General features: G+C 62.0%; 28 protein-coding genes. 18 read left to right on the top strand and 10 right to left on the bottom strand.

Features of this window, described 5'->3' with window-relative positions:
- The first annotated feature begins 13 nt into the window (after positions 1–13).
- The 7 genes from EXN22_RS01125 to EXN22_RS01095 all read left to right on the top strand — a co-directional run bounded on the left by EXN22_RS01125 (position 14) and on the right by EXN22_RS01095 (position 9,006).
- Positions 14–1,012, top strand: a complete 999-nt coding sequence (locus tag EXN22_RS01125; RefSeq protein ID WP_045199510.1) for a phosphate ABC transporter substrate-binding protein PstS — start codon at positions 14–16, stop codon at positions 1,010–1,012.
- 138 nt (positions 1,013–1,150) lie between these two features.
- Entirely contained in the window at positions 1,151–3,439 is a 2,289-nt protein-coding gene (locus EXN22_RS01120) for an ABC transporter permease subunit (protein ID WP_130262065.1), read from the top strand.
- Between the two features lie 71 nt (positions 3,440–3,510).
- Positions 3,511–5,127, top strand: a complete 1,617-nt coding sequence (gene pstA / locus EXN22_RS01115; RefSeq protein WP_177414048.1) for a phosphate ABC transporter permease PstA — start codon at positions 3,511–3,513, stop codon at positions 5,125–5,127.
- 94 nt (positions 5,128–5,221) lie between these two features.
- On the top strand, positions 5,222–6,055 hold the full coding sequence (gene pstB / locus EXN22_RS01110) for a phosphate ABC transporter ATP-binding protein PstB (RefSeq protein WP_130266741.1): 834 nt from the start codon (positions 5,222–5,224) through the stop codon (positions 6,053–6,055).
- A gap of 56 nt (positions 6,056–6,111) precedes the next feature.
- Positions 6,112–6,870, top strand: a complete 759-nt coding sequence (gene phoU / locus EXN22_RS01105) for a phosphate signaling complex protein PhoU (RefSeq protein ID WP_130262063.1) — start codon at positions 6,112–6,114, stop codon at positions 6,868–6,870.
- 152 nt (positions 6,871–7,022) lie between these two features.
- Positions 7,023–7,922 (top strand): response regulator, encoded by a 900-nt coding sequence (locus tag EXN22_RS01100; RefSeq protein WP_130262062.1) that lies wholly within the window; start codon positions 7,023–7,025, stop codon positions 7,920–7,922.
- A gap of 187 nt (positions 7,923–8,109) precedes the next feature.
- Positions 8,110–9,006, top strand: a complete 897-nt coding sequence (locus EXN22_RS01095) for a peptidoglycan DD-metalloendopeptidase family protein (RefSeq protein WP_130262061.1) — start codon at positions 8,110–8,112, stop codon at positions 9,004–9,006.
- Between the two features lie 6 nt (positions 9,007–9,012).
- On the opposite strand, the gene EXN22_RS01090 is transcribed toward EXN22_RS01095, so the two are convergent.
- The 3 genes from EXN22_RS01090 to phoB all read right to left on the bottom strand — a co-directional run bounded on the left by EXN22_RS01090 (position 9,013) and on the right by phoB (position 12,561).
- Positions 9,013–10,353: a hemolysin family protein gene (locus EXN22_RS01090; RefSeq protein WP_130262060.1), complete on the bottom strand. Its 1,341-nt coding sequence runs from the start codon at positions 10,351–10,353 to the stop codon at positions 9,013–9,015.
- A gap of 113 nt (positions 10,354–10,466) precedes the next feature.
- Positions 10,467–11,741, bottom strand: coding sequence for a phosphate regulon sensor histidine kinase PhoR (gene phoR, locus EXN22_RS01085; RefSeq protein ID WP_233281708.1), 1,275 nt, complete (start codon positions 11,739–11,741; stop codon positions 10,467–10,469).
- Between the two features lie 130 nt (positions 11,742–11,871).
- Positions 11,872–12,561, bottom strand: coding sequence for a phosphate regulon transcriptional regulator PhoB (phoB, locus tag EXN22_RS01080; RefSeq protein WP_010225936.1), 690 nt, complete (start codon positions 12,559–12,561; stop codon positions 11,872–11,874).
- Between the two features lie 146 nt (positions 12,562–12,707).
- Between phoB and EXN22_RS01075 the strand changes: the two genes are divergently transcribed.
- Positions 12,708–13,082 (top strand): COG4315 family predicted lipoprotein, encoded by a 375-nt coding sequence (locus EXN22_RS01075; protein WP_130262058.1) that lies wholly within the window; start codon positions 12,708–12,710, stop codon positions 13,080–13,082.
- 65 nt (positions 13,083–13,147) lie between these two features.
- Here the strand turns inward: EXN22_RS01075 and ubiA are convergent, their stop codons facing one another.
- The gene (ubiA, locus tag EXN22_RS01070; protein WP_130262057.1) at positions 13,148–14,035 is read right to left on the bottom strand and encodes a 4-hydroxybenzoate octaprenyltransferase; all 888 of its coding nucleotides are present in this window, start codon (positions 14,033–14,035) and stop codon (positions 13,148–13,150) included.
- Entirely contained in the window at positions 14,035–14,598 is a 564-nt protein-coding gene (locus EXN22_RS01065; RefSeq protein WP_130262056.1) for a chorismate lyase, read from the bottom strand. The genes ubiA and EXN22_RS01065 overlap by 1 nt, the downstream gene beginning before the upstream one ends.
- Before the next feature lie 167 nt (positions 14,599–14,765).
- On the opposite strand from EXN22_RS01065, the gene EXN22_RS01060 reads away from it, so the two are divergent.
- From EXN22_RS01060 to EXN22_RS01015, 10 genes are all read left to right on the top strand, one after another.
- Complete coding sequence (locus EXN22_RS01060) at positions 14,766–14,933, top strand: rubredoxin (protein WP_038997996.1); 168 nt, start codon at positions 14,766–14,768, stop codon at positions 14,931–14,933.
- A 32-nt stretch (positions 14,934–14,965) separates the two neighbouring features.
- The gene (locus EXN22_RS01055) at positions 14,966–16,114 is read left to right on the top strand and encodes an NAD(P)/FAD-dependent oxidoreductase (protein WP_130262055.1); all 1,149 of its coding nucleotides are present in this window, start codon (positions 14,966–14,968) and stop codon (positions 16,112–16,114) included.
- A 188-nt stretch (positions 16,115–16,302) separates the two neighbouring features.
- Entirely contained in the window at positions 16,303–16,578 is a 276-nt protein-coding gene (locus EXN22_RS01050; protein ID WP_003213368.1) for an HU family DNA-binding protein, read from the top strand.
- Positions 16,579–16,759: 181 nt separating this feature from the next.
- The gene (locus tag EXN22_RS01045) at positions 16,760–16,978 is read left to right on the top strand and encodes a hypothetical protein (RefSeq protein WP_130262054.1); all 219 of its coding nucleotides are present in this window, start codon (positions 16,760–16,762) and stop codon (positions 16,976–16,978) included.
- Positions 16,975–17,307: a hypothetical protein gene (locus EXN22_RS01040; protein WP_130262053.1), complete on the top strand. Its 333-nt coding sequence runs from the start codon at positions 16,975–16,977 to the stop codon at positions 17,305–17,307. Before EXN22_RS01045 ends, EXN22_RS01040 begins: the two co-directional genes overlap by 4 nt.
- Positions 17,304–17,684 carry a hypothetical protein gene (locus tag EXN22_RS01035; RefSeq protein ID WP_130262052.1) on the top strand — a complete coding sequence of 127 codons (381 nt, stop codon included), beginning with the start codon at positions 17,304–17,306 and terminating at the stop codon, positions 17,682–17,684. The genes EXN22_RS01040 and EXN22_RS01035 overlap by 4 nt, the downstream gene beginning before the upstream one ends.
- Positions 17,681–18,211 (top strand): hypothetical protein, encoded by a 531-nt coding sequence (locus EXN22_RS01030; RefSeq protein ID WP_130262051.1) that lies wholly within the window; start codon positions 17,681–17,683, stop codon positions 18,209–18,211. The genes EXN22_RS01035 and EXN22_RS01030 overlap by 4 nt, the downstream gene beginning before the upstream one ends.
- On the top strand, positions 18,208–19,215 hold the full coding sequence (locus tag EXN22_RS01025; protein ID WP_130262050.1) for an SEL1-like repeat protein: 1,008 nt from the start codon (positions 18,208–18,210) through the stop codon (positions 19,213–19,215). Before EXN22_RS01030 ends, EXN22_RS01025 begins: the two co-directional genes overlap by 4 nt.
- A gap of 14 nt (positions 19,216–19,229) precedes the next feature.
- Positions 19,230–19,595 carry a hypothetical protein gene (locus EXN22_RS01020; RefSeq protein ID WP_130262049.1) on the top strand — a complete coding sequence of 122 codons (366 nt, stop codon included), beginning with the start codon at positions 19,230–19,232 and terminating at the stop codon, positions 19,593–19,595.
- A gap of 117 nt (positions 19,596–19,712) precedes the next feature.
- Complete coding sequence (locus EXN22_RS01015; RefSeq protein ID WP_130262048.1) at positions 19,713–20,087, top strand: helicase; 375 nt, start codon at positions 19,713–19,715, stop codon at positions 20,085–20,087.
- 22 nt (positions 20,088–20,109) lie between these two features.
- Here EXN22_RS01015 and EXN22_RS01010 read toward each other — a convergent pair whose 3' ends face one another.
- From EXN22_RS01010 to exbD, 5 genes are all read right to left on the bottom strand, one after another.
- Positions 20,110–21,510, bottom strand: coding sequence for an aminoacyl-tRNA deacylase and HDOD domain-containing protein (locus EXN22_RS01010; RefSeq protein ID WP_130262047.1), 1,401 nt, complete (start codon positions 21,508–21,510; stop codon positions 20,110–20,112).
- Positions 21,511–21,587: 77 nt separating this feature from the next.
- Positions 21,588–23,663, bottom strand: coding sequence for an ATP-dependent DNA helicase RecG (gene recG / locus EXN22_RS01005; protein WP_130262046.1), 2,076 nt, complete (start codon positions 23,661–23,663; stop codon positions 21,588–21,590).
- Between the two features lie 9 nt (positions 23,664–23,672).
- Positions 23,673–24,593, bottom strand: coding sequence for a hydrogen peroxide-inducible genes activator (locus tag EXN22_RS01000; RefSeq protein WP_130262045.1), 921 nt, complete (start codon positions 24,591–24,593; stop codon positions 23,673–23,675).
- A gap of 93 nt (positions 24,594–24,686) precedes the next feature.
- Entirely contained in the window at positions 24,687–25,421 is a 735-nt protein-coding gene (locus EXN22_RS00995; RefSeq protein ID WP_130262044.1) for an energy transducer TonB, read from the bottom strand.
- Positions 25,418–25,843, bottom strand: a complete 426-nt coding sequence (gene exbD, locus EXN22_RS00990) for a TonB system transport protein ExbD (RefSeq protein WP_045199557.1) — start codon at positions 25,841–25,843, stop codon at positions 25,418–25,420. The genes EXN22_RS00995 and exbD overlap by 4 nt, the downstream gene beginning before the upstream one ends.
- Position 25,844 lies beyond the last annotated feature (1 nt).

Raw genomic sequence — 25,844 nt, 5'->3', positions numbered from 1 at the left:
CTAGGAGCAAGGCATGAAACTGAAGCGTTTGATGGCGGCCCTGACTTTCGTCGCCGCTGGCGTTGCCACCGCCAATGCGGTTGCCGCTGTTGACCCTGCTATTCCGACCTACACCAAAACCACCGGTGTGTCGGGCAACCTCTCCAGCGTCGGTTCCGATACCCTGGCCAACCTGATGACTCTGTGGGCTGAGGCCTACAAGAAGGAGTATCCGAACGTAAACATCCAGATTCAGGCTGCCGGCTCCTCCACCGCGCCACCCGCGCTGACCGAAGGCACCGCCAACCTCGGCCCGATGAGCCGCAAGATGAAGGATGTCGAGCTGCAGGCCTTCGAACAGAAGTACGGCTACAAGCCAACCGCCATCCCGGTTGCCGTCGACGCCTTGGCCGTATTCGTGCACAAGGACAACCCGATCAAGGGCCTGACCATGGCTCAGGTCGATGCGATTTTCTCTTCGACCCGCCTGTGCGGTGCCAAGGCCGACGTGAAAACCTGGGGTGACCTGGGTGTGACCGGCGACCTGGCCAACAAGCCAGTGCAGTTGTTCGGCCGTAACTCGGTATCCGGCACCTACGGTTACTTCAAGGAAGAAGCCCTGTGCAAAGGCGACTTCAAGCCTAACGTCAACGAACAACCGGGCTCGGCTTCGGTCGTGCAGTCGATCAGCAGCTCGCTGAACGGCATCGGTTACTCGGGCATCGGCTACAAGACCGCCAGCGTCAAGACCGTAGCCCTGGCCAAGAAAGAAGGCGGTGCCTTCGTTGAAGATAACGAAGCCAACGCCCTGAACGGCACCTACCCGCTGTCGCGTTTCCTCTACGTCTACGTCAACAAGGCACCGAACAAGCCTCTGGCCCCGCTGGAAGCCGAGTTCGTCAAGCTGGTGCTGTCGCAAGCCGGCCAGCAAGTCGTGGTGAAAGACGGTTACATCCCGCTGCCTGCCAAAGTGGTTGATAAAGCCCTGGCAGACCTGGGTCTGAACCACAACGGCAACGTTGCGAAGAAGTAAGTGAGACCGGTGAGGCCCGGTCAATGACCCGGTCTCGCCACACATTGCGAGTCCGCTGCCAGGAGTACCTGCGCGGCGGGCTTTTTTGCGTCACTGCATTGTCATGTTTTTGTCATACGGGACCGCTAGGGTGTGCGCATGAATGATCTGGCCAACTCCACCATGACCCAAAATTCTCCCCCCGTGCGGATTGATTTCAATACGCCCGAATTGCAACGCAAGCGGCGCATGCGTGCGCTCAAGGATCGCCTGACTCGCTGGTATGTACTGGTGGGCGGGCTTGCCGTGCTGGCGGCAATTACCCTGATCTTCTTCTACCTGGCCTACGTGGTCGTGCCGCTGTTCCAAGGCGCTACCTTGACCAGCAAGAAGGCCCTGGAACCGACCTGGCTGCAGCAGGATGCCGGCAAGCCACTGATGATCGCGCTCGAAGAGCAGAACCTGGTCGGCATGCGGGTTTCCGACAAGGGCCAGGCGCTGTTCTTCGACACCAAGACCGGTGCCGAGCTCGAGCGCGTGGCGCTGCCGGTACCCGCCGGTACCCAGGTCACTTCGATCGGTGCCGACCAGCCGGGTAACCCGCTGGTGGTGCTGGGCCTGTCCAATGGTCAGGCGCTGGTGTTCAGCCACAGCTACAAGATCACCTACCCGGACAACAAGAAAACCATCACCCCGGCCGTCGACTTCCCCTATGGCCAGGAGCCGTTCGCCCTGGATGACCAGGGGCGGGCGCTGGAGCATGTCAGCCTCAACGTCAATGGCGAAACCCTGGTGGTGGCCGGTTCTACCGGTGCGCACCTGCAGGTGGTGTCGCTGAGCCGTGAAGAGAACATGATGACCGGCGAAGTCACCAGCGAGCAGAGCCGCATCGAGCTGCCGCAGATGACCGAGCCGGTCAAAGCCATCTTCATCGACCCGCGCCAACAATGGCTGTATGTGATCAACGGTCGTGCCCAGGCTGACGTCTTCAGCCTGCGCGAGAAGAGCCTCAACGGCCGCTACAAGCTGCTTGACGATGGCAATGCCGAAGTCACCGCCAGCACCCAGCTGGTGGGCGGCATCTCGCTGGTCATCGGTGACTCCAAAGGTGGCCTGGCCCAGTGGTTCATGGCCCGCGACCCGGATGGCGAGCAGCGCTTCAAGCGCATTCGTGAGTTCCAGATGGGCAAGGCGCCAATCGTGCAGATCGATGCCGAAGAGCGTCGCAAGGGCTTTGTCGCCCTCGATGCCGACGGTAAGCTCGGCGTGTTCCACAGCACCGCGCACCGCACCCTGCTGGTCGAGCCGGCCGCTGAGGGCGCAGGTATCCTGGCGCTGTCGCCGCGGGCCAACCGCATCATCATCGAAGAAGGCGGCAAACTGCTGCCGCTGTCGCTGAAGAACCCGCACCCGGAAGTGTCCTGGAGCGCGCTGTGGAGCAAGGTCTGGTACGAGAACTACGACGAGCCCAAGTACGTCTGGCAGTCGACCGCCTCCAACACTGACTTCGAACCCAAGCTGAGCCTGTCGCCGCTGACCTTCGGTACCCTGAAGGCCGCGTTCTACGCGATGATCCTCGCCGCCCCGCTGGCCATTGCCGCCGCCATCTACACCGCCTACTTCATGGCCCCGGGCATGCGCCGCAAGGTCAAGCCGGTGATCGAGCTGATGGAGGCGATGCCGACGGTGATTCTCGGTTTCTTCGCCGGCTTGTTCCTGGCGCCGTTCCTTGAGGGCCACTTGCCTGGGGTGTTCAGCCTGTTCCTGTTGATGCCGCTGGGCATCCTGGTCGCCGGCTTTGCCTGGAGCCGCCTGCCCGAGTCGCTGCGCCTGCGGGTGCCAGATGGCTGGGAAGCGGCGATCCTGATCCCGGTGATCCTCTTCACTGGCTGGTTCGCGCTGTACATGAGCCCGTTCATCGAGACCTGGTTCTTCGACGGCGACATGCGCCTGTGGATTACCAACGACCTGGGCATCACCTATGACCAGCGCAACGCCCTGGTAGTGGGTATCGCCATGGGCTTTGCGGTGATCCCGAACATCTACTCGATCGCCGAAGACGCCGTGTTCAGCGTGCCGCGCAGCCTGACCCTGGGTTCGCTGGCACTCGGTGCCACGCCGTGGCAGACCCTGACCCGCGTGGTCATCCTGACCGCAAGCCCGGGGATCTTCTCGGCGCTGATGATCGGCATGGGCCGCGCCGTGGGTGAAACCATGATCGTGCTGATGGCAACCGGCAACACCCCGGTCATGGAAATGAACCTGTTCGAAGGTATGCGCACCCTGGCGGCCAACGTTGCGGTGGAGATGCCTGAGTCGGAAGTCGGTGGCAGTCATTACCGCGTGCTGTTCCTCGCCGCGCTGGTGCTGCTGATGTTCACCTTCGTGATGAACACCTTGGCCGAGCTGATTCGCCAGCGTCTGCGCAAGAAATACTCGTCGCTTTGATAGAAAGGTAGCGATCCGTGAAAAAGGATTCCCTCAAAAGCTGGTTCAAGAGCGGCGCCCCCGGCGTCTGGATGAGCGGTGGCGCGGTCGCCATCGCGGTGATCATGACCATCGGTCTGCTCGCCGTGATCGCCGTGCGCGGCCTCGGTCACTTCTGGCCGGCCGACCTGCTGCAAGCCAGCTACAACGTGCCTGGCCAGGCCAACCACATCGTCATCGGCGAAGTGGTGCAGAAGGAAGAAGTGCCCCGCGCCCGTCTCAAGGGTGCCGGCTTGCCGGTGCCTGACGAAGGCCCGGAGTTCATGACCCGCGAGCTGATCAAGGTCGGTAACCGCGACCTCAACGGCAGTGACTTCACCTGGGTGGTCGGCGAATGGCTGACCGACCAGCAAAAGCCGGTCGACCTGATTGCCCTGGAGCGCCGCGAGTGGGGCAACTTCTACGGCTACCTGGTCAGCGTCAAGGAAGACGGCAAGGTCGTCGCCCAAGGCCAGGCCGCCTGGAACGAGCTGCAAAGCCGCCTCAAGCGCGCCGACCAACTGGCTGGCGCGCTGCAGAAGCTTGAGAAGAAAGACATCGGTGCGATCAACTACGGCCTCGAGCGTCTGCGTCTGCATGCCCGCAAGCTGGAACTTGACGGCAAGCTGGACGCCGCCGCCCAGGCCGACATCGAAGCCGAGCGCGCCGAGCTGAACAACCGTTACAAGGCTATCGAAGAGCGCCTGAGCGGCCTGCACCAGCAGTTCGATCGTGACAGCCTGGTGGCCCGTGACGGCAATGGCCGCGAAGTGGAGATCAACCTGAGCAAGGTGGTGCATGCCTACCAGCCTAACGGCATGGGCGTTTTCACCAAGCTGGGTGTGTACTTCGCCAAGGTCTGGGAGTTCCTCAGCGACGATCCGCGTGAAGCCAACACCGAAGGCGGGATCTTCCCGGCGATCTTCGGTACCGTGATGATGACCCTGATCATGGCGGTGATCGTCACACCGTTCGGCGTGCTGGCGGCGGTGTACCTGCGTGAATATGCGCGTCAGGGTCCGGTGACCCGTTTGATCCGTATCGCGGTGAACAACCTGGCCGGTGTACCGGCGATCGTCTACGGCGTGTTCGGCCTGGGCTTTTTCGTCTATGTGCTGGGTGGCTCGCTCGACCAGCTGTTCTTCCCCGAAGCCTTGCCGGCGCCGACCCTGGGTACTCCGGGCCTGCTCTGGGCCTCGCTGACCCTGGCGCTGCTGGCGGTTCCGGTGGTGATCGTGGCCACCGAAGAAGGTCTGGCGCGAATTCCACGCACGATCCGCGAAGGCTCGCTGGCGCTCGGTGCGACCAAGGCCGAGACGCTGTGGAAGATCGTCCTGCCGATGGCCAGCCCGGCAATGATGACCGGCATGATTCTCGCCGTGGCCCGTGCCGCCGGTGAAGTGGCGCCGCTGATGCTGGTGGGTGTGGTCAAGCTTGCGCCTTCGCTGCCAGTGGACGGCAACTACCCGTACCTGCACCTGGACCAGAAGATCATGCACCTTGGCTTCCACATCTATGACGTCGGCTTCCAGAGCCCGAACGTCGAGGCTGCGCGGCCGCTGGTGTACGCCACTGCGCTGCTGCTGGTGCTGGTAATCGCCACCCTGAACCTGTCGGCGGTATGGATTCGTAACCACCTGCGCGAGAAGTACAAGGCGCTGGACAGCTAATTTAAGCCACAAGCGGCAAGCTACTGGCTGTGCCGCTTTGCCCTTTCTTGCAGCTTGCAGCTTGAAGCTTGCAGCTACAGACGGAGAGAACATGATGCAGCATGAATCCCATACCCACGGCATCGATATGTCTGCCCTGGGCCGCGCCAAGCAGAGCCTGCAACTGGCCAATGAAACCGTGGCCATCGAAGTACCCGGCCTGAGCCTGTACTACGGCGAGAAGCAGGCGCTGTTCGATGTCAGCCTGAACATCCCCAAGCAGCGTGTGACCGCCTTCATTGGCCCGTCTGGCTGCGGCAAGTCGACCTTGTTGCGTACCTTTAACCGAATGAACGACCTGGTTGACGGTTGCCGTGTGGAAGGGGCAATCAACCTCGACGGCAACAACATCTACCGCAAGGGCGAGGACGTGGCCGAGCTACGTCGCCGCGTGGGTATGGTGTTCCAGAAACCCAACCCGTTCCCCAAGACCATTTACGAAAACGTGGTCTACGGCTTGCGCATCCAGGGCATCAACAAGAAGCGTGTGCTCGACGAAGCCGTGGAGTGGGCACTCAAGGGGGCCGCGCTGTGGGAGGAGGTCAAGGACCGTCTGCACGAGTCGGCGTTGGGCCTGTCCGGTGGTCAGCAGCAACGTCTGGTGATTGCCCGTACCATCGCCGTTGAACCGGAAGTGCTGCTGCTCGATGAGCCGTGCTCGGCGCTCGACCCGATCTCGACGTTGAAGGTCGAAGAGCTGATCTACGAGCTCAAGTCCAAGTACACCATCGTCATCGTTACCCACAACATGCAGCAGGCGGCGCGAGTCTCGGACTACACCGCCTTCATGTACATGGGCAAGCTGGTGGAATACGGTGACACCGACACGCTGTTCACCAACCCGGCGAAGAAGCAGACCGAAGACTACATCACCGGCCGGTATGGCTAGGTTTCAATGACTGAACGCCGCCTGATCGCACCTACCGGACGCTCCAAGGATTCCCCATGATCGATAAAGACAGCCTTACCCACCATATCTCCCAGCAGTTCAACGCCGAACTTGAAGAGGTTCGCAGCCACCTCCTGGCGATGGGCGGCCTGGTCGAGAAGCAGGTCAACGACGCGGTCACCGCGCTGATCGAGGCCGACTCGGGCCTGGCCCAGCAGGTGCGTGAAGTCGACGAGCAGATCAACCAGATGGAGCGCAACATCGACGAAGAGTGCGTGCGCATTCTTGCCCGGCGCCAGCCGGCGGCGTCCGACCTGCGGTTGATCATCAGCATTTCCAAGTCGGTGATTGACCTGGAGCGTATCGGCGACGAATCGACCAAGATCGCTCGCCGCGCCATCCAGTTGTGCGAAGAGGGTGAGTCGCCGCGCGGTTATGTCGAAGTGCGCCATATTGGCGATCAGGTGCGCAACATGGTCCGTGATGCTCTGGACGCCTTTGCCCGTTTCGACGCCGACCTGGCGCTGTCGGTCGCCCAGTACGACAAAACCATCGACCGTGAGTACAAGACCGCCCTGCGCGAGCTGGTCACCTACATGATGGAAGATCCACGCTCGATCTCGCGTGTTCTCAGCGTGATCTGGGCCCTGCGCTCGCTGGAGCGCATCGGTGACCATGCGCGCAACATCTCCGAGCTGGTGATCTATCTGGTGCGCGGTACCGACGTGCGTCACCTGGGCCTCAAGCGTATGCAGGAAGAGGTTCAGGGCAGTGCTGAAAGCGCTAATGTTCCGGGCAAATCTGACGATAACTAAGACTGCCCGAGAATGAACGCCCGGCCCACGCCGGGCGTTTTCGTTTGCGGGTGAGGCAGCCGCGAACGAAACAACGAGTCCCGGCGTGACCCAGTGTTTGGCAAATGGCCATCAGTCAGCGTTATGCTAGTCGGGATTCAATAGGAGTGGCGATGAGTAAAGTCAGTGTGTTGGTTGTGGATGATGCGCCGTTCATTCGCGACCTGGTAAAGAAGTGCCTGCGTAACTATTTCCCCGGTATTGTCATTGAAGATGCAGTCAACGGCCGCAAGGCCCAGGCGTTGCTGAACCGTGAGACCTTCGACCTGGTCCTGTGCGACTGGGAAATGCCGGAAATGTCCGGCCTCGAACTGCTGACCTGGTGCCGTCAGCAGGAATCGATGAAGACCATGCCGTTCATCATGGTGACCAGCCGTGGCGACAAGGAGAACGTGGTCCAGGCGATTCAGGCCGGGGTCTCGGACTTTGTCGGCAAGCCGTTCACCAACGAGCAACTGCTGACCAAGGTGAAGAAAGCCCTGACCAAGGCCGGCAAGCTCGATACTTTGCTGGCCAGTGCACCGACCCGTGCTACGTCGGCCTTTGCCAACGACTCGCTGAGCGCCCTGACTGGCGGCCGTGCCGAAACAGTCAAGCCGGCAGCGCCCGCAGCAGCCCCCGTGGCCGCGGGCAAACCGTTGATCAACGCGCCCAAACCAGTAGCTGCGGCGCCGACAGGTCGTGGCCAGGGCCAACTGCGCCTGCCAAGCGGTGTTCAGCCTTGCGTGATCAAGGCCCTGAGCCTCAAGGAAGCGCTGCTGGTGGTGCGTCGTGGCGAAACCCTGCCTCAGGTACTTGAAGGCGCCGTACTCGACCTGGAGCAGGGCGACAACGCCGAGGTCGCCCGCCTTAATGGCTACCTGCATGCCATTGCCGCGCTGGAACCCAAGCCGGACAGCGACTGGCTGCAACTGACCTTCAAGTTCGTCGACCAGGATGCCCAGAAGCTCGACTACCTGTCGCGCTTGATCGCTCGCGGTTCGGCACAGAAGCACTTCGTGCCGGGTGCCTGATCACATCTGTGGGAGCGGGCTTGCCCCGCGATCTGGGCGGGCCTCTTCGCGGGGCAAGCCCGCTCCCACAGAGTTCCTGCTTACACCGCTCGTCTATCTGCACACCCCTGAAACACTCTCGCCATACCCCCGCCCCAATCCGCTGCTAGTCTTCGACAGATCACCAACTGTCAAAAAGCCACTACTCATGCCTGCACGCACGCTGCTGTTCTGCGCCTTGCTCATGGCTTGCGACCCTGTGCTGGCCATGACCCTCTACAAAAGCACCGACGCTTATGGCGTGGTGTCGTATTCCGATCGTCCGATCCCGGGTGGGCGGGTGTTGGTCTTTGGCGACCGGATGGTTGAGCAACTGGACACCCAGGTGCAGCTACAGGCCAGCAGGTTTGCCGGGGGCGTGCGCTTCAATGCGCGCAACGACACTTACGCACCGGTCGAAGTGGAGCTGCGTCTGGATCGGCTGGGCAATGTGCAGGGTGGGGCAGCGCGGCTGATACGTCGGGTCATACCGGCGCGCACTACGCTGCCGTTGACCTTGCTCAGTGCAAGGCAGCCCGGCAGGCCTGTGAGCTACAAGGAAAAGTTTACCTACGCCCTGGGCAACCCCGCCCAACGTCAACAAGCCTTTCGCTACCCCTTGCCCTGGCGAGGCGGGCCCTTTCGCCTGAGCCAGGGGCCGAACGGCCGCTACAGCCACTTCGGGCCCAAGGGGCGTTACGCCATGGACATCGCCATGCCCGAAGGCACGCCGATCATCGCCGCCAGGGCAGGGGTGGTGATCAAGACCGAAAACAGCCAGAGCGGCCGAGGCAGCCACCCATCGGGCAACTTCGTGCGGATCCTCCACGAAGACGGCACCATGGGCGTGTACCTGCACCTGATGCGTGGCTCGGTGCAGGTCAGGGAAGGCCAGCGAGTGGTGTACGGCACGCCGCTGGCCAAATCCGGCAATACCGGCAACAGCAGCGGCCCGCACCTGCACTTCGTGGTGCAGCGCAACGTCGGGCTGGCGCTGGAGTCGATTCCCTACCAGTTCAACCAGCCCGTGGGCGGGTTGCCGAACTTTACCGCCGGCAACCCCTGAGGCGACTCAATCGAGCTTGAGCACCTTGGCCAGGACGATCTTCGGCCCTTTCATCTTTTTGATGATGATGCGCAGGCCTTCGACTTCCAGCAGCTCTTCCTCTTCCGGAACCCGCTTGAGGGTCTCGTAGACCAGGCCAGCGAGGGTTTCCGCCTCGATATGGTCAAGGTCCACGCCGAGCAGGCGCTCGACCTTGAACAGCGGCGTGTCGCCGCGTACCAGCAGCTTGCCTGGCTGGTAGGCGAGAATGCCGCGTTCGGCCTTGCGGTGTTCGTCCTGGATATCGCCAACCAGCACTTCGAGCACGTCTTCCATGGTCAGGTAGCCGATCACCTTGCCGTCGGCTTCCTCGACCAGGGCGAAATGCGCGCCGCCTTTGCGGAACTGCTCAAGCAAGTGCGACAGCGGCATGTGCCGCGACACGCGCTCCAGCGGGCGGGTCAGCTCAGCCAGGTTGAACGACTCGGGGATATGGTCCAGGTCGGCCAGCTCCAGCAACAGGTCCTTGATGTGCAGCAGGCCGATGAACTCACCGCGCTCGGCATCGAGTACCGGGTAGCGGCTGAACTTGTGCCGACGGAACATCGCGAGGATTTCCTTGAGCGGCGCATTGGCATCCAGGCTGACCATGTCTTCACGGGAGTTGGCCCAGTCGACCACTTCCAGTTCGCCCATTTCCACTGCCGAAGCCAGTACACGCATACCCTGGTCACTCGGATCCTGGCCACGGCTGGAGTGCAGGATCAGCTTGAGTTCTTCACGGCTGTAGTGATGTTCGTGGTGCGGCCCAGGCTCACCCTGGCCGGCAATACGCAGGATGGCATTGGCGCTGGCGTTGAGCAGGTAGATGGCCGGGTACATCAGCCAGTAGAACAGGTACAGCGGTACCGCCGTCCACAGCGACAGCAGTTCGGGTTTACGGATCGCCCAGGATTTGGGTGCCAGCTCACCGACGACGATGTGCAGGTAGGAGATGACGAAGAAGGCGCTGAAGAACGAGATGCCCTTGATCACTTCCGGGGATTCGACGCCGACCGCGGCCAGCAGCGGCTCGAGCAGGTGCGCGAAAGCCGGCTCACCGACCCAGCCCAGGCCCAGCGAGGCCAGGGTGATACCCAGTTGGCAGGCAGACAGGTAGGCATCCAGCTGGCTGTGTACGGTGCGCAGGATCTGCCCGCGCCAGCCGTGTTGCTCGGCGATCGACTCGACGCGGGTCGAGCGCAATTTGACCATGGCGAACTCGGCGGCAACGAAAAAGCCGTTGAGCAGAACCAGCAGCAAAGCAAAAAGAATCATGCCGAAGTCGGCGAAAAGTGCAGCGAGGTTGAAACCAGGGGAAGGGTCCATGATGGAGTTTTACAGGGTCCGTCTTATAAGAAAGGGAATGCAGCAATGCCAGCATGTGCTGGCGCGAGTCAGCCAATGTAGCGGCTGACTGCGCAAATTTAAAGGGCGGCTGTTCAGGAGGCCTGGCGCGCGGCCATCTGAACCGGGGAGAAATGGCAGGTAAAGGTGCTGCCGTGGCCCGGCACGCTGCTGATTTCCAGACGGGCGCGATGGCGCAACAGCACGTGCTTGACGATCGCCAGGCCCAGGCCGGTGCCGCCGGTGTTGGAGGCACGGCTGGAGTCGACCCGGTAGAAACGCTCGGTCAGGCGCGGCAGGTGCTTGGGGTCGATGCCGATGCCCGAGTCCTGCACGCTCAGGTGCGCCCCCTGATCGTCGGCCCACCAGCGGATGCGGATCTGGCCTTCATCCTGGGTGTACTTGACTGCATTGAACACCAGGTTGGAAAAGGCGCTGCGCAGCTCCGCCTCGCTGCCTTTGAGGCGGATACCCGGCTCGGCTTCCAGGCTGATGCGCTGGTTGCGTTGCCCGGACAGCGCCTGGGCGTCGCCCTTGATCGATTGCAGCAGGGTATCGACGGCCACTGGCTGGTTATCCGAGGGGTAGTCGGTGGCTTCCAGCTTGGCCAGCAACAGCAGGTCATTGAGCAGGGTCTGCATGCGCCCGCCTTGCTGTTGCATCTGTTGCAGGGCGCGAACCCAGCGCGGGTTGACCTCTTCGACGTTGTCGAGCAGGGTTTCCAGGTAGCCGGCAATCACCGTCAACGGCGTACGCAGCTCGTGGGAAACGTTGGCGACGAAGTCCTTGCGCATCTGCTCCAGCTGGTGGATGCGAGTGACATCGCGGACCAGCATCAGGTGCTCGTTGTTGCCGTAGCGGGTGATGTGCAGCTGCACGCGCATGCGGTCATTGATCGGCGAGGGGATTTCCAGCGGTTCGAGGTAGTTCTCCTGCTCGAAGTACTCCTTGAAGCGCGGGTGGCGCACCAGGTTGCTCACTGGCTGGCCGCTGTCTTGCGGGGTCTTGAGGCCCAGCAGGGTTTCTGCGGCGCGGTTCCACCACTCCAGGTTGCCATCGCTGTCGAGCATGATCACCGCATCCTTGAGCGCGGCGGTCGACTCCTGCACCCGATCGATCACCGCCTGCAGGCGCCCGCGTACGCGCTGGTCGCGGCGTTGCAGGTGATAGATGCTGTCGAACACTTCGCCCCACAAGCCATAGCCGTCGGGCGGTGCTTCATCGGGTTTGTGCAGGCGCAGCCATTCGTGCAGGCGCAGCAGTTGCTTGAGGGTCCAGCCCAGGTAGATCGCCAGGCCCAGGGCCAGGCTCCAGCCATAGTAGCCGCTGATCAGGCCGGCCAGCAGGCAGACGGTGATCAGCAACAGCATGTGGCGAATCAGGGTGCCATGCCAGTTCTGGTTCAATTGGAATCCTTAGCGGATCAGCTGCAAGGTTGAAGCGGATCTGCGTTTGCTTTTGCTCTTTCTTGCAGCTTGAGGCTTGCAGCTTGCAGCTTTCTCAGCTCTTGGTAGAGAAGCGGTAACCGGTGCCGCGGACGGTTTGTACCAGATTTTCGTAGGCATCACCCAGCGCCTTGCGCAGGCGGCGGATGTGCACATCGACCGTGCGCTCTTCGACATAGACGTTGCCGCCCCAGACCTGGTCCAGCAGTTGGCCGCGGGTGTAGGCGCGCTCCTGGTGGGTCATGAAGAACTGCAGCAAACGGTATTCGGTCGGGCCCATTTCGGCCGGTTTGCCGTCGATGGTCACACGGTGGCTGATCGGGTCGAGCAGCAGGCCGCCGACCTCGATCGGCGCTTCGCCATCGCTTGGGCCTGCGCGGCGCAGCACGGCCTTGAGCCGCGCCACCAGCTCGCGCGGCGAGAATGGCTTGGTGATGTAGTCATCGGCGCCCACTTCCAGGCCCTGGATCTTGTTGTCTTCCTCGCCCTTGGCGGTAAGCATGATGATCGGGATGTCGCCGGTCAGCTCATCACGCTTGAGGCGCCTGGCCAGCTCGATGCCTGAGGTGCCCGGGAGCATCCAGTCGAGCAGGATCAGGTCCGGCTTGCGGTCGACGATAATGGCGTGGGCCTGCTGGGAGTTTTCCGCTTCCAGGCAGTCATAGCCGGCCATTTCCAATGCAACGGCGATCATCTCGCGAATTGGCGCTTCGTCGTCAACGATCAGAATGTTCCTGCCAACCATGCTTAAACCTCTTCCATTAAAGGTGTCTTGGCCCGCATTAGATAACGGAATTATTGCAGTCGTGTGACAGCTCGGGAGCCTTCGCAGCAACATTCGGTTACTGGGCTAGGCTTAGAGTCCCTCTCCCGAGAATTACGGTGAATCCAATGACACGACATACGCTGAACTGGATGGCCCTCTGCGCAGCAGTATCCTTGGCACTGCCAGGAGTAGCCTTGGCCCATCATGCCATGGAGAAAGACGGCATGTGGGTCGACCATAGCGGTATGACGTTGTACACCTTCGACAAGGATGCTGGCGGAAAATCCATGTGCAATGGTGACTGTGCCAGCAACTGGCCGCCGTTGAAGGTGGATGCCGGTGAAAAGGCCGAGGGCAAGTGGACGCAGATCAAGCGCGATGACGGCTCGATGCAATGGGCCTATGACGGCAAGCCGTTGTACACCTTCGTCAAGGACAAGAAGGCGGGGGATATGACGGGAGATGGCATGAAAGACGTTTGGCATGTTGCCAAGCCGTAATTGCGTTATCGCGGGGCAAGCCCGCTCCCACTGTACCGGTAGGAGCGAGCTTGCCCCGCGAAAAGTCAGAAGCTGTAGTCCAGCACGATCCCGACAAACACCAGCAACCCCGCCCAGTGGTTGTGCAAGAAGGCCTTGAAGCACGACTCGCGGTCCAGCTTGCGCGTGGCCCAGAACTCCCAGGCAAAGCACAGCAGCGCCGCTACCAGCCCGAGGTGGAACCAGGCGCCCAGTTCGAAGCGATTGCCGGCCAGCAGCAGGCAACCCAGTGACAGTACCTGCAGGGTCAGAATGATCACCCGATCGGCCTCGCCGAACAGGATCGCGGTGGATTTGACCCCGATTTTCAGGTCGTCGTCGCGGTCGACCATGGCGTAATAGGTGTCGTAGCCCACGGTCCACAGCAGGTTGGCGATGTACAGCAGCCAGGCGATGGCCGGCAACTCGCCGGTAGCCGCGGTGAAGGCCATGGGGATGCCCCAGGAGTATGCTGCGCCCAGCACCACCTGCGGGTAGTAGGTGTAGCGCTTCATGAACGGGTAGCAGGCCGCCAGCGCCACCGCGCCGAACGACAGCCACACAGTTGTGGCGTTGGTGCACAGCACCAGCAGGAAACTCACCCCGACCAGCACGGCAAACAGGGTCAGTGCTTCGCGGGCGTTGATCCTGCCGGCGGCCAGGGGGCGATCGGCGGTGCGTTTGACGTGGCCATCGACCTTGCGGTCGGCAAAGTCGTTGATGGCACAACCGGCCGCGCGCATCAGTACCACGCCAAGGGTGAAGATCAGCACATGGGCCAGCGTCGGCGCGCCCTTGGCGGCAATCCACACCGCCGAAAGCGTTGGCCACAGCAGCAGGTAGATGCCGATAGGGCGGTCCATCCGGCTGAGCTGGATGAAGTCCCAGGCCCTTGGGTGCAGGCGATTGAGCGACTTGAGCAACTGCAGATACATCAGCGGGTCTCCGAAGGTGTTTCGGCGGCAGTCCACAGTGTAGGCAAGAACACCTCGGCCACCAGCACACTCATGGCGCCGCGGTCGAAGCGCGAGCGGCGTCCCCACAAGCCTTCATGGCTCTGCTCCAGCGGCAGCCAGGCGTGCGGATAGTGGCAGACCTCGATGGGCCGGCGGACGAAACCCTGCTCACAGAACAGCAACTCGCCCAGCGAGCGGCTGCCCAGGGCTTCCAGATCCAGGCCTCCACTTTCCAGCGAACTGCGCGCGGCCACGCTGCGGGCGAATACCCAGGGCTGGCCATGACCGCGCAGATACACCTCGCGCACCCAGCCTTCGCTGCCCAACGGCAGCTCAAGGGCCAGGCATTCGTCGTTGCGCAGGCACTGCCAACCCTCGCAAAGGGGTGTCACAGAAAAGTGATCGGCGGATAATTGAATCAGGCGGCGGGTCAGGGAGCCCTGGTCGTACAACCAGTCGCGGGTCGCTGGCGGGGGGCTGTCTGCCACGTCAGGGTGCTGCAACCAGAGTGCAGCGGGTGCTTGCAATGTTTCGTACGGCACGTCGGTATCGAATAACAGGCCAGAGAAGCGCCGAGCTTAGCATGATTGCCCGATCCGGCTTGCATGCTGGCACCTCGCTCCAGTACAAAGCCTCTCTTTGATGGTCGCCACTGTAATAATCACGAGAGCGGCCACTCCAAAGCCTGAGTCTTTTGAGGAAGTGCGTTATGAAAAAGTGGCAATGCATCGTTTGTGGCCTGATCTACAACGAAGCTGACGGTTGGCCGGATGACGGCATTGCTCCAGGCACCAAGTGGGAAGACGTACCCGAAGACTGGCTGTGCCCGGACTGCGGCGTCGGCAAGATGGACTTCGAGATGATCGAAATCAACTGATCTCATTCAATCTGATTCAAGGAAAGCAGCGCATGACGGCTCCAGTGGTGATTGTCGGTACGGGTCTGGCGGGATACAACCTGGCCCGCGAATTTCGCAAGCTCGACGGTGAAACGCCGCTGTTGCTGATCACCGCCGACGATGGCCGCTCCTACTCCAAGCCGATGCTTTCCACCGGTTTCGCCAAGAACAAGGATGCCGACGGCCTGAGCATGGCCGAGCCGGGTGCCATGGCCGAGCAACTCAAGGCCGAAGTGCGCACCCACACCCGCATCAGCGGCATCGACCCGGGCCATAAGCGCCTGTGGATCGGCGAAGAGCAGGTGCCCTATCGCGACCTGATTCTGGCCTGGGGCGCTGAAACCGTGCGGGTACCGGTCGAAGGTGATGCCGCCGGGCTGATCTTCCCGATCAACGACCTCGAAGACTATGCCCGCTTCCGCACCGCAGCGGCCGGCAAGCAACGGGTGCTGATACTCGGTGCGGGCCTGATCGGTTGCGAGTTCGCCAATGATATGAGCCTGGGTGGTTATCAGGTCGAGCTGGTGGCGCCCTGCGAGCAGGTCATGCCGACCCTGCTCCATCCGCTGGCCGCAGGTGCCGTGCAGGCCGGCCTCGAAGGGCTGGGCGTACGCTTTCACCTGGGACCGGTGCTGACCCGCTTGCACCACCGGGACCAGGGCCTTGAAGCGCACCTGTCCGACGGCAGCGTGGTTGCCTGCGACCTGGTGGTGTCGGCGGTCGGCCTGCGTCCACGCATCGACCTGGCCGCGGCAGCCGGGTTGCAGGTCAACCGTGGTGTGGTGGTCGATCGCCAGCTGCGTACCTCGCATGCCAATATATTCGCCCTGGGCGACTGCGCCGAAGTCGACGGCCTCAACCTGTTGTACGTGATGCCGCTGATGAACTGTGCACGGGCCCTGGCCCAAACCCTGGCAGGCAACCCGACAGCAGTTGCCTACGGGCCGATGCCGGTCACGGTGAAAACCCCGGCCTGCCCACTGGTGGTGTCGCCCCCGCCCCATGGCCGCGAAGGCCAGTGGAGTGTTGAAGGCCAGGGCGCTGACCTCAAGGTGCTCTGCCACGATGCTGATGGCCAGTTGCTGGGCTACGCCCTGACTGGCACTGCGGTCATGGAAAAGCTGGCTCTAAATCGGCAACTTCCGGCGCTTATGGCGTAAATAACCAGCGTTCTGTCGGATTTCCCCTGCTTTTGCCTGAACAATGGCCGCCCAGAGACTGGCGCGGCCCCTGAGGGCATGCCATTCTCACTCCCGTCTGCCGCAGTTTAGAGCCTGCGGTGCCTTGGGCGCTGCTCTTGAAGGGCAGCACGGCATAACAACAAAAAAACCGTCAAAGAGGCTTCACTATGCGTAAACCAGAACTCGCCGCCGCCATCGCGGAAAAGGCTGATCTCACCAAAGAGCAAGCTAATCGTGTGCTCAACGCCGTGCTCGAAGAAATCACCGGCGCCCTGCATCGCAAGGACAGCGTGACGTTGGTCGGCTTCGGTACCTTCCTGCAGCGTCACCGCGGTGCCCGCACTGGCAAAAACCCGCAAACCGGCGAGCCGGTGAAGATCAAGGCCAGCAACACTGTTGCATTCAAACCAGGCAAATCCCTGAAGGACAGCGTCAATCCGTGATGCCTCGCACAGATCGATTGCAGTGAAAAACGGGCACCGCACAAGGTGCCCGTTTTTTATTGCCGCCGCCCTGGCATCTGGCTAGCATACGCCGCCCCCGTCGCAAGGATGGGGAGATGTCCAGGGAGGGCCGTGATGAAGATCGAAGGATTCGCAGTAACCGCTAGCGTAGGGCAATGTCATGTATGACGGCCTGACCCTGCCCAATTACCTGGCCAGCACCGCCGACAGCAACCTGTTTGGCAGCCTGGCATTTGTCTGCCTGATATTGATACTCACCAGCCTGCACCGGCGCTGGCGTGACCAGCTCTGGCATCGCCTGCTGACCTTTATTTGCCTGGCCACCGTGGTGGCCATGGAAGTGCTGGGTGGCTACTACGCGAGCCTGCCGCCGGCATGAGCAAAGGCAAATTGTTCACCCTGGCGTTGCTGGTGTTCCTGCTGCTGCCAGGCGTGACCACGCAGCTGTACTCGAATGTGCTGCTGTTATGGATGGAGCCTGACAATTTCATCCCTGCCGAGTCCTCGCTGCTGACCTTCGAGCCCTACCAGATTTCCCAGGGCTCCGCGTCGTACTGGCTGTACGGCCAAGACGCGCACAACTACTACCACTTCACCTACGAAGCGGTGCACCCCTATCGCTATATCGCCCGCGACAACAACTGCCCAGGCTTCGACAGGAACGATGTGCGCAGCTGGTGCCAGGCCTTGCAAGGAAACGTCCGATGATCAAACGCTGGCTGATCGCCCTGGTTGCGCACGCGCTGGCCTGCTTTCTGTTCCTGGTGCTCAACGACATCGGGGTCGATTACTACAGGCAGGTCTACGGTGGCTTCACCGCCCGTGGCGTGGCCTCTGGCGCTATCGTCTGGCTGGTTTTCGACGTGATGGTGATTTTCAGCCTGGTGATTGTCTGTGTGCCCCGGCTCAAGCACAAACTCATGCTCAATGCCGCACTGGTGGCGTTGATCATCTACTGGCTGATGCCGCAACACCCGGTGCGCACAATGTTCTTTAGCCCCTTGGCGGGTGGCCTGACTTTCCTGGCGATAATGATTGCCCACTGGCTGGGCCGGATGAATGTATTCAAGAAGGAACAATCTTGAAACGTAGTCACTATTTTGTACTGGCGATGGTTGGGGCATTGATACTTTGGGTGGGACACAACATCCGGGTACTGATCGACCGGCCAGGCGAAGTCAGGGTGGTCAGCGAATCGGGCCGTTATCTCATGGAAAACGTGCCGGTTGGTGGCTGGCTGGTGCCATTCGATGACCTGGCCTACCTGCGTTTCATTGACCGCAGCAATCAAAAGCAGGTTTACCGTACGCCGCTATTCTCGCAGACCCCCTTGGACATGCGCGACTACGAAGACGACGGTACTGTCGGCATCGTCTGGATCAGTTTGTTCAAGGCCGATGGGCATATCGAGATCGCCATGCCCAACTGGGAGCCTCATTGGCTCAACTACTTCATCAGTAACACACCTTACGAGGTGGCCGACGAGCAGGCCGATTGCCGCAAACCGGAAAACGCCTTGCGTTATATCTGGGATGTGCTGAGTTACTGGCTGGGTCTGAGTGACTATTGGTGTACGCCCACTCAACAGCTGATCGACAGAGGCAAACCATGAACGGCTTTATGCTGACCTGGCGGCAGTGGTTCTGCTCGTTTGCGCTGTTGGCCGGGGCGACAACCTGTGCTGCCGCCCCGGTGGACATGCCGGACTGCTCCGACAACGACTTCGGCGCTTTCTTCAGTGCTTTTGCCAAAAGCGAAGCGCTTCAGCAATCGCTGGTAGCCGATCCGCTGATCGAGCAACGGATCTACCCTGGGCGCAAGCAACCGCGTGTGTCGATTCGCAAGCTGCCACCGGAGCAGCGTCCGTCCCTGGCGTTGCTACAGCCGGCCAAACGCGCCGAACTGGGGCTGGTGATCGAACAGGAGGGCACACGGCAAGTGGTGCTGCGCGACAGCAAGGGTGAGCTTCTCAAGGTCTACACCTTTACCCGCGGCCAGTGCTGGGTGTTGAGCCGGATCGACGACTGGTCCCTGGAAGGCTTCTTCACCGGACGCAAGGAGAAGGTCGCCGGCGGGTTGGATGTCGAGCGTGCCAGCATCTATGAGGACCTGGGCAGGGCAGGGCTTTACGACATGCCAGGGCACCTGATGAACGCTGCCCTCCACAGCCTGCTCAGTGCCGCTGCCAAGGGCAATAACGAGGCTGCGGTACAGGCGGTCATTCTGATTTTTTCGGGTGAGGCCGAGCGGCTGCCGGATTCGACGATCGTGCAGCTCCTGGAGTCGGCCATGAGCACTGAGCGCGACGCTGGTGCCATGCTGGCGCACTTTGTTTGCTACGGCGAAGAATACGCTGAGAACCTGACCTGCCAAAACCCGGGCAAAGCGCTGCTCGCCTTGCAGCAGTCGGCGAAGCTGGAGTCACCCAGAGGGCTGGTGGAGCTTGGCTATGCCTATGAGCTGGGCAAGCTTGGCCAGCAGGACAATGCCCGCGCTATGGCCTGCTACCAGCAAGCCGCCCTCGAGGCGAGCGCTTACCGCGATAGCGCCGTGGACGGCATCAAGCGCCTGAGTGATAAAGGCGTAGCCGAAGAGGCCTCGCAGTCATGCCAGTAACCACGGTTTACCGTTTGGCCATTGCCCTGGTGGTACACCTGCTGGCCGTTGCCGCTTACCTGTGGCTGCACAATACTGGCATGACGATGTACAGGCAGATGGCGGGCGGGCTGATGTCGCGCGGTGTGGCGATCGGAATGGGCATGTACCTGATCTTCTATTTCGTGGTGTTGATGAACCTGGTGATGGCGCTGGTGCTGCGACTGAAGTGGCGGCTGCTGCTGGCCGCGATGATCCCGGCTGCGATCCTGCTCTACCTGTTGCCGCAACATCCTTTGCGCGCGTTGTTTTGCAGTGTGCTGGGGTTTACGACTGCACTGGCGGCGATAGGCGCGAACCAACTGCTGCTGTACGTGCTCAACAAAGCCAGACGCCAGTGAATCACCCGGTTACAAGGCCATCAGCGGCTATCGTCGCGTAAAGCGCAGAGAACGATGGCGTTTTTGTAGCGAGACTATAAACTGCTTCGCCAGTCACTTTTTAGCCGAGGCGTGCATATGAAGTTTCGCTTTCTCCTTTGGGCCATGGGCCTGCTGATGGCCAAGGCCAGCCGCAACAACCCTGCCTTCCAGCAGCAACTGGCCGACAAGGATCTGGTGTTCCAACTGCAGACCCTCGATGGCAAGGCCGCTCGCCATTTCATCGTCAAGGACCTGCGCATCAGCAGCAAATCTGGCACCCATCCTGCGCCGGCCTTCGCCATCGCCTTCAAGGATGCGGCGTTCGGCTTTACCACCTTGCAGGCCAAGAACAAGCAGCTGGCCTTCATGCAGGGGATTCAGGACAAGAGCATCCAGATCAAGGGCAATCCGGCGTTGGTGATCTGGTTCCAGGGCCTGATGAAGTACCTGAAACCGAAAAAGAAGGCCTGACCGCCAGGGTCAGGCTTGCACCTCAGTGCTGGCTGAACTGCGAGGCCAGCTCACGGAGCATGGCTTCGGCCTCCAGCACCTTGTTGACCACGTCCTCGGCCTTTTCGCGGGTCAGGTTCAGACGCTCCAGCAGCTCATCGGGGATGCTTTCCTGCGGACCCGAGCCGATCCCGCGCGAACGCAACAGGCGCACCGCCAGGCACACCAGGTTGGGGAAGGCGGCGTAGTTGCCGTCATAGGTCGGGTCGTGCTGGAAGCGCAGGGCAGTGGACAGCTCGTCCGGCATGTCCCAGTAACGCATCAACCAGGCGCCGATCTGCTCGCGGCTGATGCCCAGCAAATGTTGCTCGACATAGCTGTGGCACAGGTGCGGGTTGACCTCCAGGTGCCGGCAGATCAGCGAGAAGTGCGGCGGGAACACGTGTGCCAGCAACAGGTAGCCGAAGTTGTGCAGCAGCCCGGCCAGGTAGGTCAGGCCCGATTCCGGGCGCTCGGCTCGTGGCATGGCGCGGGTCAGGCCTTCGATCACCGCTGCGGTGTAGATCGACTGCTGCCAGTACGGTGTGGTCTGTTGCGGGTGGTCCTTGGGCAGGCTGAGGGTCTTGCCCAGGGCCAGGCCCAGGGCCAGGTTGATCACCAGGTCAAAGCCCAGCACGCGCACGATGGCATCTTCCACCGAGCGGATCTTGCCCGGTGAGGCGTAATAGGGGGATGCCGCCCAGCTGACCACTTGCGCGGCCAGGGCCGGGTCGGTTTCGACCACGCCGGTGATGTCGTCGATGGTGGCATTGGGGTCGACCCGCAGCTTGATGATCTTCTGCGCGGTTTCCGCCAGCGGCGGGATCTCGATGGTGCTTTCCAGGCGTTGCTGGATGCGTCGGGCTGTAAATGCCTGGACGGCTTGGGTAATCTCTTCGCGGTCGTCGCCCGGGCGGTCGAGGTTGGGGCGGATGTTGCTCAGTGGTTCGCCGAAATTACCGGCGCTGGCTTTACTGAGCATCTTCTTGAAGTCGTCGCGCTCAATTTCCAACAGCAAGCCGGCTTCACCAGAGTGAATCAGCAGGCGCTCGGGCTTTAGCAGGCTTTCTTCGTACAGGCATGGTGAGCTGGTCAGCGCCGGAATCCCCGGAAGGATCTTCAGGCCGTGCTTGTCGAGCATGTGCTTGAGGCGTTCCAGTGGCACGGCGGCTAACTTGCGTCCGGTCAGTTCGGTCAGGCGGCTGAGGTCAAGCAACTGCTCCTGCGGGAACAGCACCATCAGGGCCCCCACGGCATCGTCAAGCAAGACGGCCTGGACCTTGCGCTCGGGCAGCAGGTGCGGATGGTCCAGCACTTCACGATAGGCAATGCCGAGCTTGCCGAGCAGCAACCGGATAACAGACGGCGCGTGGGGGGTTGCGGTATCCAGAGCAACTTCAGTCATGGCCTGTATCCAAAATTTTACAATCGCATGAGTATAACCAGCTTGAACCTTGCGCTGGCGTCAATCTGGGACGGGCGTCACACTTGGCCATATTGCTGGCCGTGACGCAGCCAGCGTTCTAGCAGCGGGCTCACGTGCGTCGGCCAGCGCGCCAGCAGGGCCTGGGCGGCATCACGCACGGCGGGTAACAGGTCGGCGTCGCGCATCAGATCGGCGACCTTGAATTGCAGCAGGCCAGTCTGGCGGGTGCCGAGCATTTCGCCGGGGCCACGCAGCTCCAGGTCTTTCTCGGCGATGATGAAACCATCGTTGGTTTCGCGCATGATACCCAGGCGTTCGCGGCCAATCTGCGACAATGGCGGGTGATAGAGCAACACGCAGTGGCTTGCCGTGCTGCCACGGCCGACCCGGCCGCGCAACTGGTGCAACTGGGCCAGGCCCAGGCGCTCGGGGTTCTCGATGATCATCAGGCTGGCGTTGGGCACGTCGACCCCGACCTCGATCACTGTGGTCGCCACCAGCAGTTGCAGGTTGCCCTGCTTGAACTCGGCCATCACTGCGGCTTTTTCGGCGGGTTTCATGCGCCCGTGGATCAAGCCGACGCGTAATTCGCCCAAGGCGCTGCCGAGTTCCTCGAAGGTGGTCTCGGCGGCTTGGCAGGTCAGCTCTTCGGATTCTTCGATCAGGGTGCATACCCAGTAAGTCTGGCGCCCTTCGGCGCAGGCCGCGCGGACCCGCTCGACCACCTCGAAACGCCGGCTGTCAGCCACCAGCAGGGTATTCACCGGCGTACGACCTGGCGGCAGCTCGTCGAGGATCGAGGTGTCCAGGTCGGCGTAGGCACTCATCGCCAGGGTGCGCGGGATCGGTGTGGCGGTCATGATCAGCTGGTGCGGGCAGAGCTGACCGCCAACGCCTTTCTGGCGCAGGGCCAGGCGTTGCTGCACGCCGAAGCGATGCTGCTCGTCGATGATCGCCAGGGCCAGGTTGTTGAACTTCACTTCTTCCTGGAACAAGGCGTGGGTGCCGACCACCATCGGTGCGCCGGCGGCGATCTGTTCCAGGGCGCTGGTGCGGGCCTTGCCCTTGAGCTTGCCGGCCAGCCAGGCGACTTCGATGCCCAGCGGCTCCAGCCAGCGCTTGAAGGTAATGAAATGCTGTTCGGCGAGGATCTCGGTGGGTGCCATCAGGGCCACCTGGTAACCGGCCTCCAGTGCCTGCAGGGCGGCAAGGGCGGCGACCACGGTCTTGCCTGCGCCGACATCGCCCTGGACCAGGCGCAGCATCGGTTCGGGCTGGCTGAGGTCGTAGGCGATCTCGTTGCCAACCCGCTGCTGGGCACCGGTCGGCGCAAAGCCCAGGTTGGCCAGGTACTGCTGCGGCAGGCGGCTGGCCTTGGGCAGGACCGGCGCACGCTGGGCCCGCAGGCTTTCGCGCAGGCGCTGCTGGGACAGCTGGTGGGTCAGCAGTTCTTCGAACGCCAGGCGGTGCTGGGCCCAATGGTGGCCTTCGGCAAGCTCATCGACATCGGCGTCGGCCGGTGGGTGATGCAGGTAGCGGATCGCATCGTCCAGCGGCGCCAATTGATAGTCCCGGGCCAGTTCCTCCGGCAGCCAATCCGGCAGGCTGCGCGGGCCGAGCAGCGCCAGGCTTTGCTGGCATAGCTGGCGCAGGCGCTGCTGGGTCAGGCCCTCGGTGGTCGGGTAGATCGGTGTCAGGGTCTGTTCCACTGGCGCCGGCTCGTCGCCTGTCAGCGCTCGGTACTCCGGGTGGTAGATCTCCAGGCCCGAGGCACCGGGGCGTGCCTCACCGTAGCAGCGCAGGTGGGTGCCACGCTTGAGGCCTTCCTTCTGTGCGTTGCTGAAGTGGTAAAAGCGCAGGCTGAGCACACCGCTGCCGTCGCCCAGGCGCACCAGCAGGCTGCGGCGCTTGCCCATGACCACGTCGGTGCCACTGACCACGCCTTCGATAACCGCATCCTGACCCGGACGCAGGGCGCCGATAGGCACCACACGGGTGCGGTCCTGATAGCGCAGCGGCAGATGGAACAGCACGTCCTGAAGGTTTTCCAGGCCTACCTTGGCGAGTTTCTCGGCCATGGCTTCGCCCACGCCCTTGAGTGCGGTCACCGAGACCTGGGACAACTGCGGCATGGCGCTTTCCTACTGGCTCGCGGCGGGTTTGGCGACCGAGCACAGACGGATCGAGTCAGCGAGGATCTCGATCGCCTTGGGCCGCGGAAAGCTGGCGCGCCAAGCGATGGCCACAGTGCGAAACGGCGCCGGAGGGCTCAGTGGACGCACTTCGATCACGCCCGGGGCGTAATGGTGGCTGTGCACTGCAGACAGCGGCAGGATCGACACGCCCAGGCCCGATGCGACCATATGCCGAATGGTTTCCAGCGAACTGGACTCGACCGTGGTGTGCTTGGCGCCGTCGCTGCCTTTGGCCAGGGTCGGGCAGGCTTCGAGTACCTGGTCGCGGAAGCAGTGGCCTTCGCCGAGCAGCAGCAGGCTCTTGTCATTGAGCAGGCCGGCGTCGATGGTCTCTTTCTGGGTCCAGGGATGCTCGCTGGGCATCAGCACGTAGAACGGCTCGTCGTACAGTGGCAGGGTCAGCACGTCGGCTTCGTTGAATGGCAGGGCGATGATCACTGCATCCAGCTCACCGTTGCGCAGCTTGTCGCGCAGGATGTGGGTGAAGTTCTCTTCGATGTACAACGGCATCTGCGGGGCAACCCGGTGCAGCTGCGGGATCAGGTGCGGGAACAGGTAAGGGCCGACGGTGTAGATAGCGCCGACTTTCAGCGGGGCAGTTAGCTGGTTCTTGCCGGCCTGGGCCAGCTCGCGAATGCCTTGGGCCTGTTCGAGAACCTTTTGCGCTTGGGCAACGATGCCTTCGCCGACCGGGGTCAGGCGCACCGCGCTTTTGCTGCGCTCGAAGATCAGCACACCCAGCTCGTCCTCAAGCTTCTTCACACCGACCGACAGGGTCGGCTGGCTGACGTGGCAGCGCTCGGCGGCATGGCCGAAGTGCTGTTCCTGGGCAAGGGTGACGATGTAGCGCAATTCTGTAAGGGTCATAACGTGCGTCCATGAAGTTGCGGCCCCAGCATAGCGGCTGCAATCGATAGACGCACGTTATCAGACTTGCTCGTTTGTGACAGAAACAAAGCGTTAGCGTTTGTCCAGCGAGTAGACGAAAGGCGCGATCACTTCAATGCTGCCGTTGTTGAGCAGTTCCTTGGGGGGGGGCGGAACCGGTTGCGCGCGACGGATCATCTCCAGAGTCGCCCTATCCAGTGCCGCACTGCCCGATCCACCGGCCAGGGCGTAAGAGAGGATCTTGCCCTCGCCATCGACCACGAAGCGCAGGCGGTTGATGCCTTCCATGCGCATGCGCCGGGCGTTTTCCGGGTAGCGCTTGTACTTCGCCAGGTGACGCAGCAGGTCGCTCTGCCAGGTCGGCAGGGCATTGCTGTTGGTGGCGATGCTCGGCGCCGGAGCGGCCGATTTCTGCGCTGGCGCGGTGCTTGGCGGGGTATCGGCCACTTCCTCGTCGGACGGCTTCTCCTGCGGCTCAGGCTTCTTCTCAGGCTTGGGCGGCTGCGGTTTGGCTTTTGGCTTTTCCTGCTTGGCAATGGCAATTTTAGGTTTCGGCGTCTCAGCCAGCTTCGGCAGCGGCAGTTCTTCGACCGGTGCCGGTGGCTGGGGTGGGGTGACCACCTTGGGTGGAGGTGGCGGTGCCGGTACGGGCATCGGGGCCATTTCGATCATCATTGCCGCAGGCGGCAGTTCGATCGCTTGGGGCACCGACCAATTGAGCGTCAGCAACACGGCAACGGCATGGATACCCAGCACAATCGCCAGACTACTGCTGTAACGCGCCAGCTTATGCCGCGTCTTGATCATTTCTTGGCTGCCGTCTCAAGGCCGACCAGACCGACTTTCAGGTAACCGGCCGCGCGCAGCGTATTCATGACTTCCATCAGATCGCCGTAATCCACGCCTTTGTCAGCCTGGAAGAAGATCGTGGTGTCCTTGTCGCCCTTGGTCTTGGCGTCGAGAATGGCGCCGAGCTGGTCACGCTGGACCTGTTCGTCGCCGACGTACAGGTTCTGGTCAGCCTTGACGCTGAGGAACACCGGTTTCTCGGGCCTGGGCGCAGGTTTCGCGGTCGAGGCTGGCAGGTCGACCTTGATGTCGACGGTTGCCAGCGGCGCTGCCACCATGAAGATGATCAGCAGGACCAACATGACGTCAATGAACGGCGTCACGTTGATTTCGTGGTTTTCGGCGAGGTCGTCGCCACCTTCGTTCAGATGCAGGCCCATG

Origin of the sequence: Pseudomonas tructae (genome assembly GCF_004214895.1) — a bacterium.
GTDB classification, from domain to species: domain Bacteria; phylum Pseudomonadota; class Gammaproteobacteria; order Pseudomonadales; family Pseudomonadaceae; genus Aquipseudomonas; species Aquipseudomonas tructae.
Note: the sequence above shows the minus strand (reverse complement) of the source record. Positions and strands in the feature narration are given on the sequence as shown.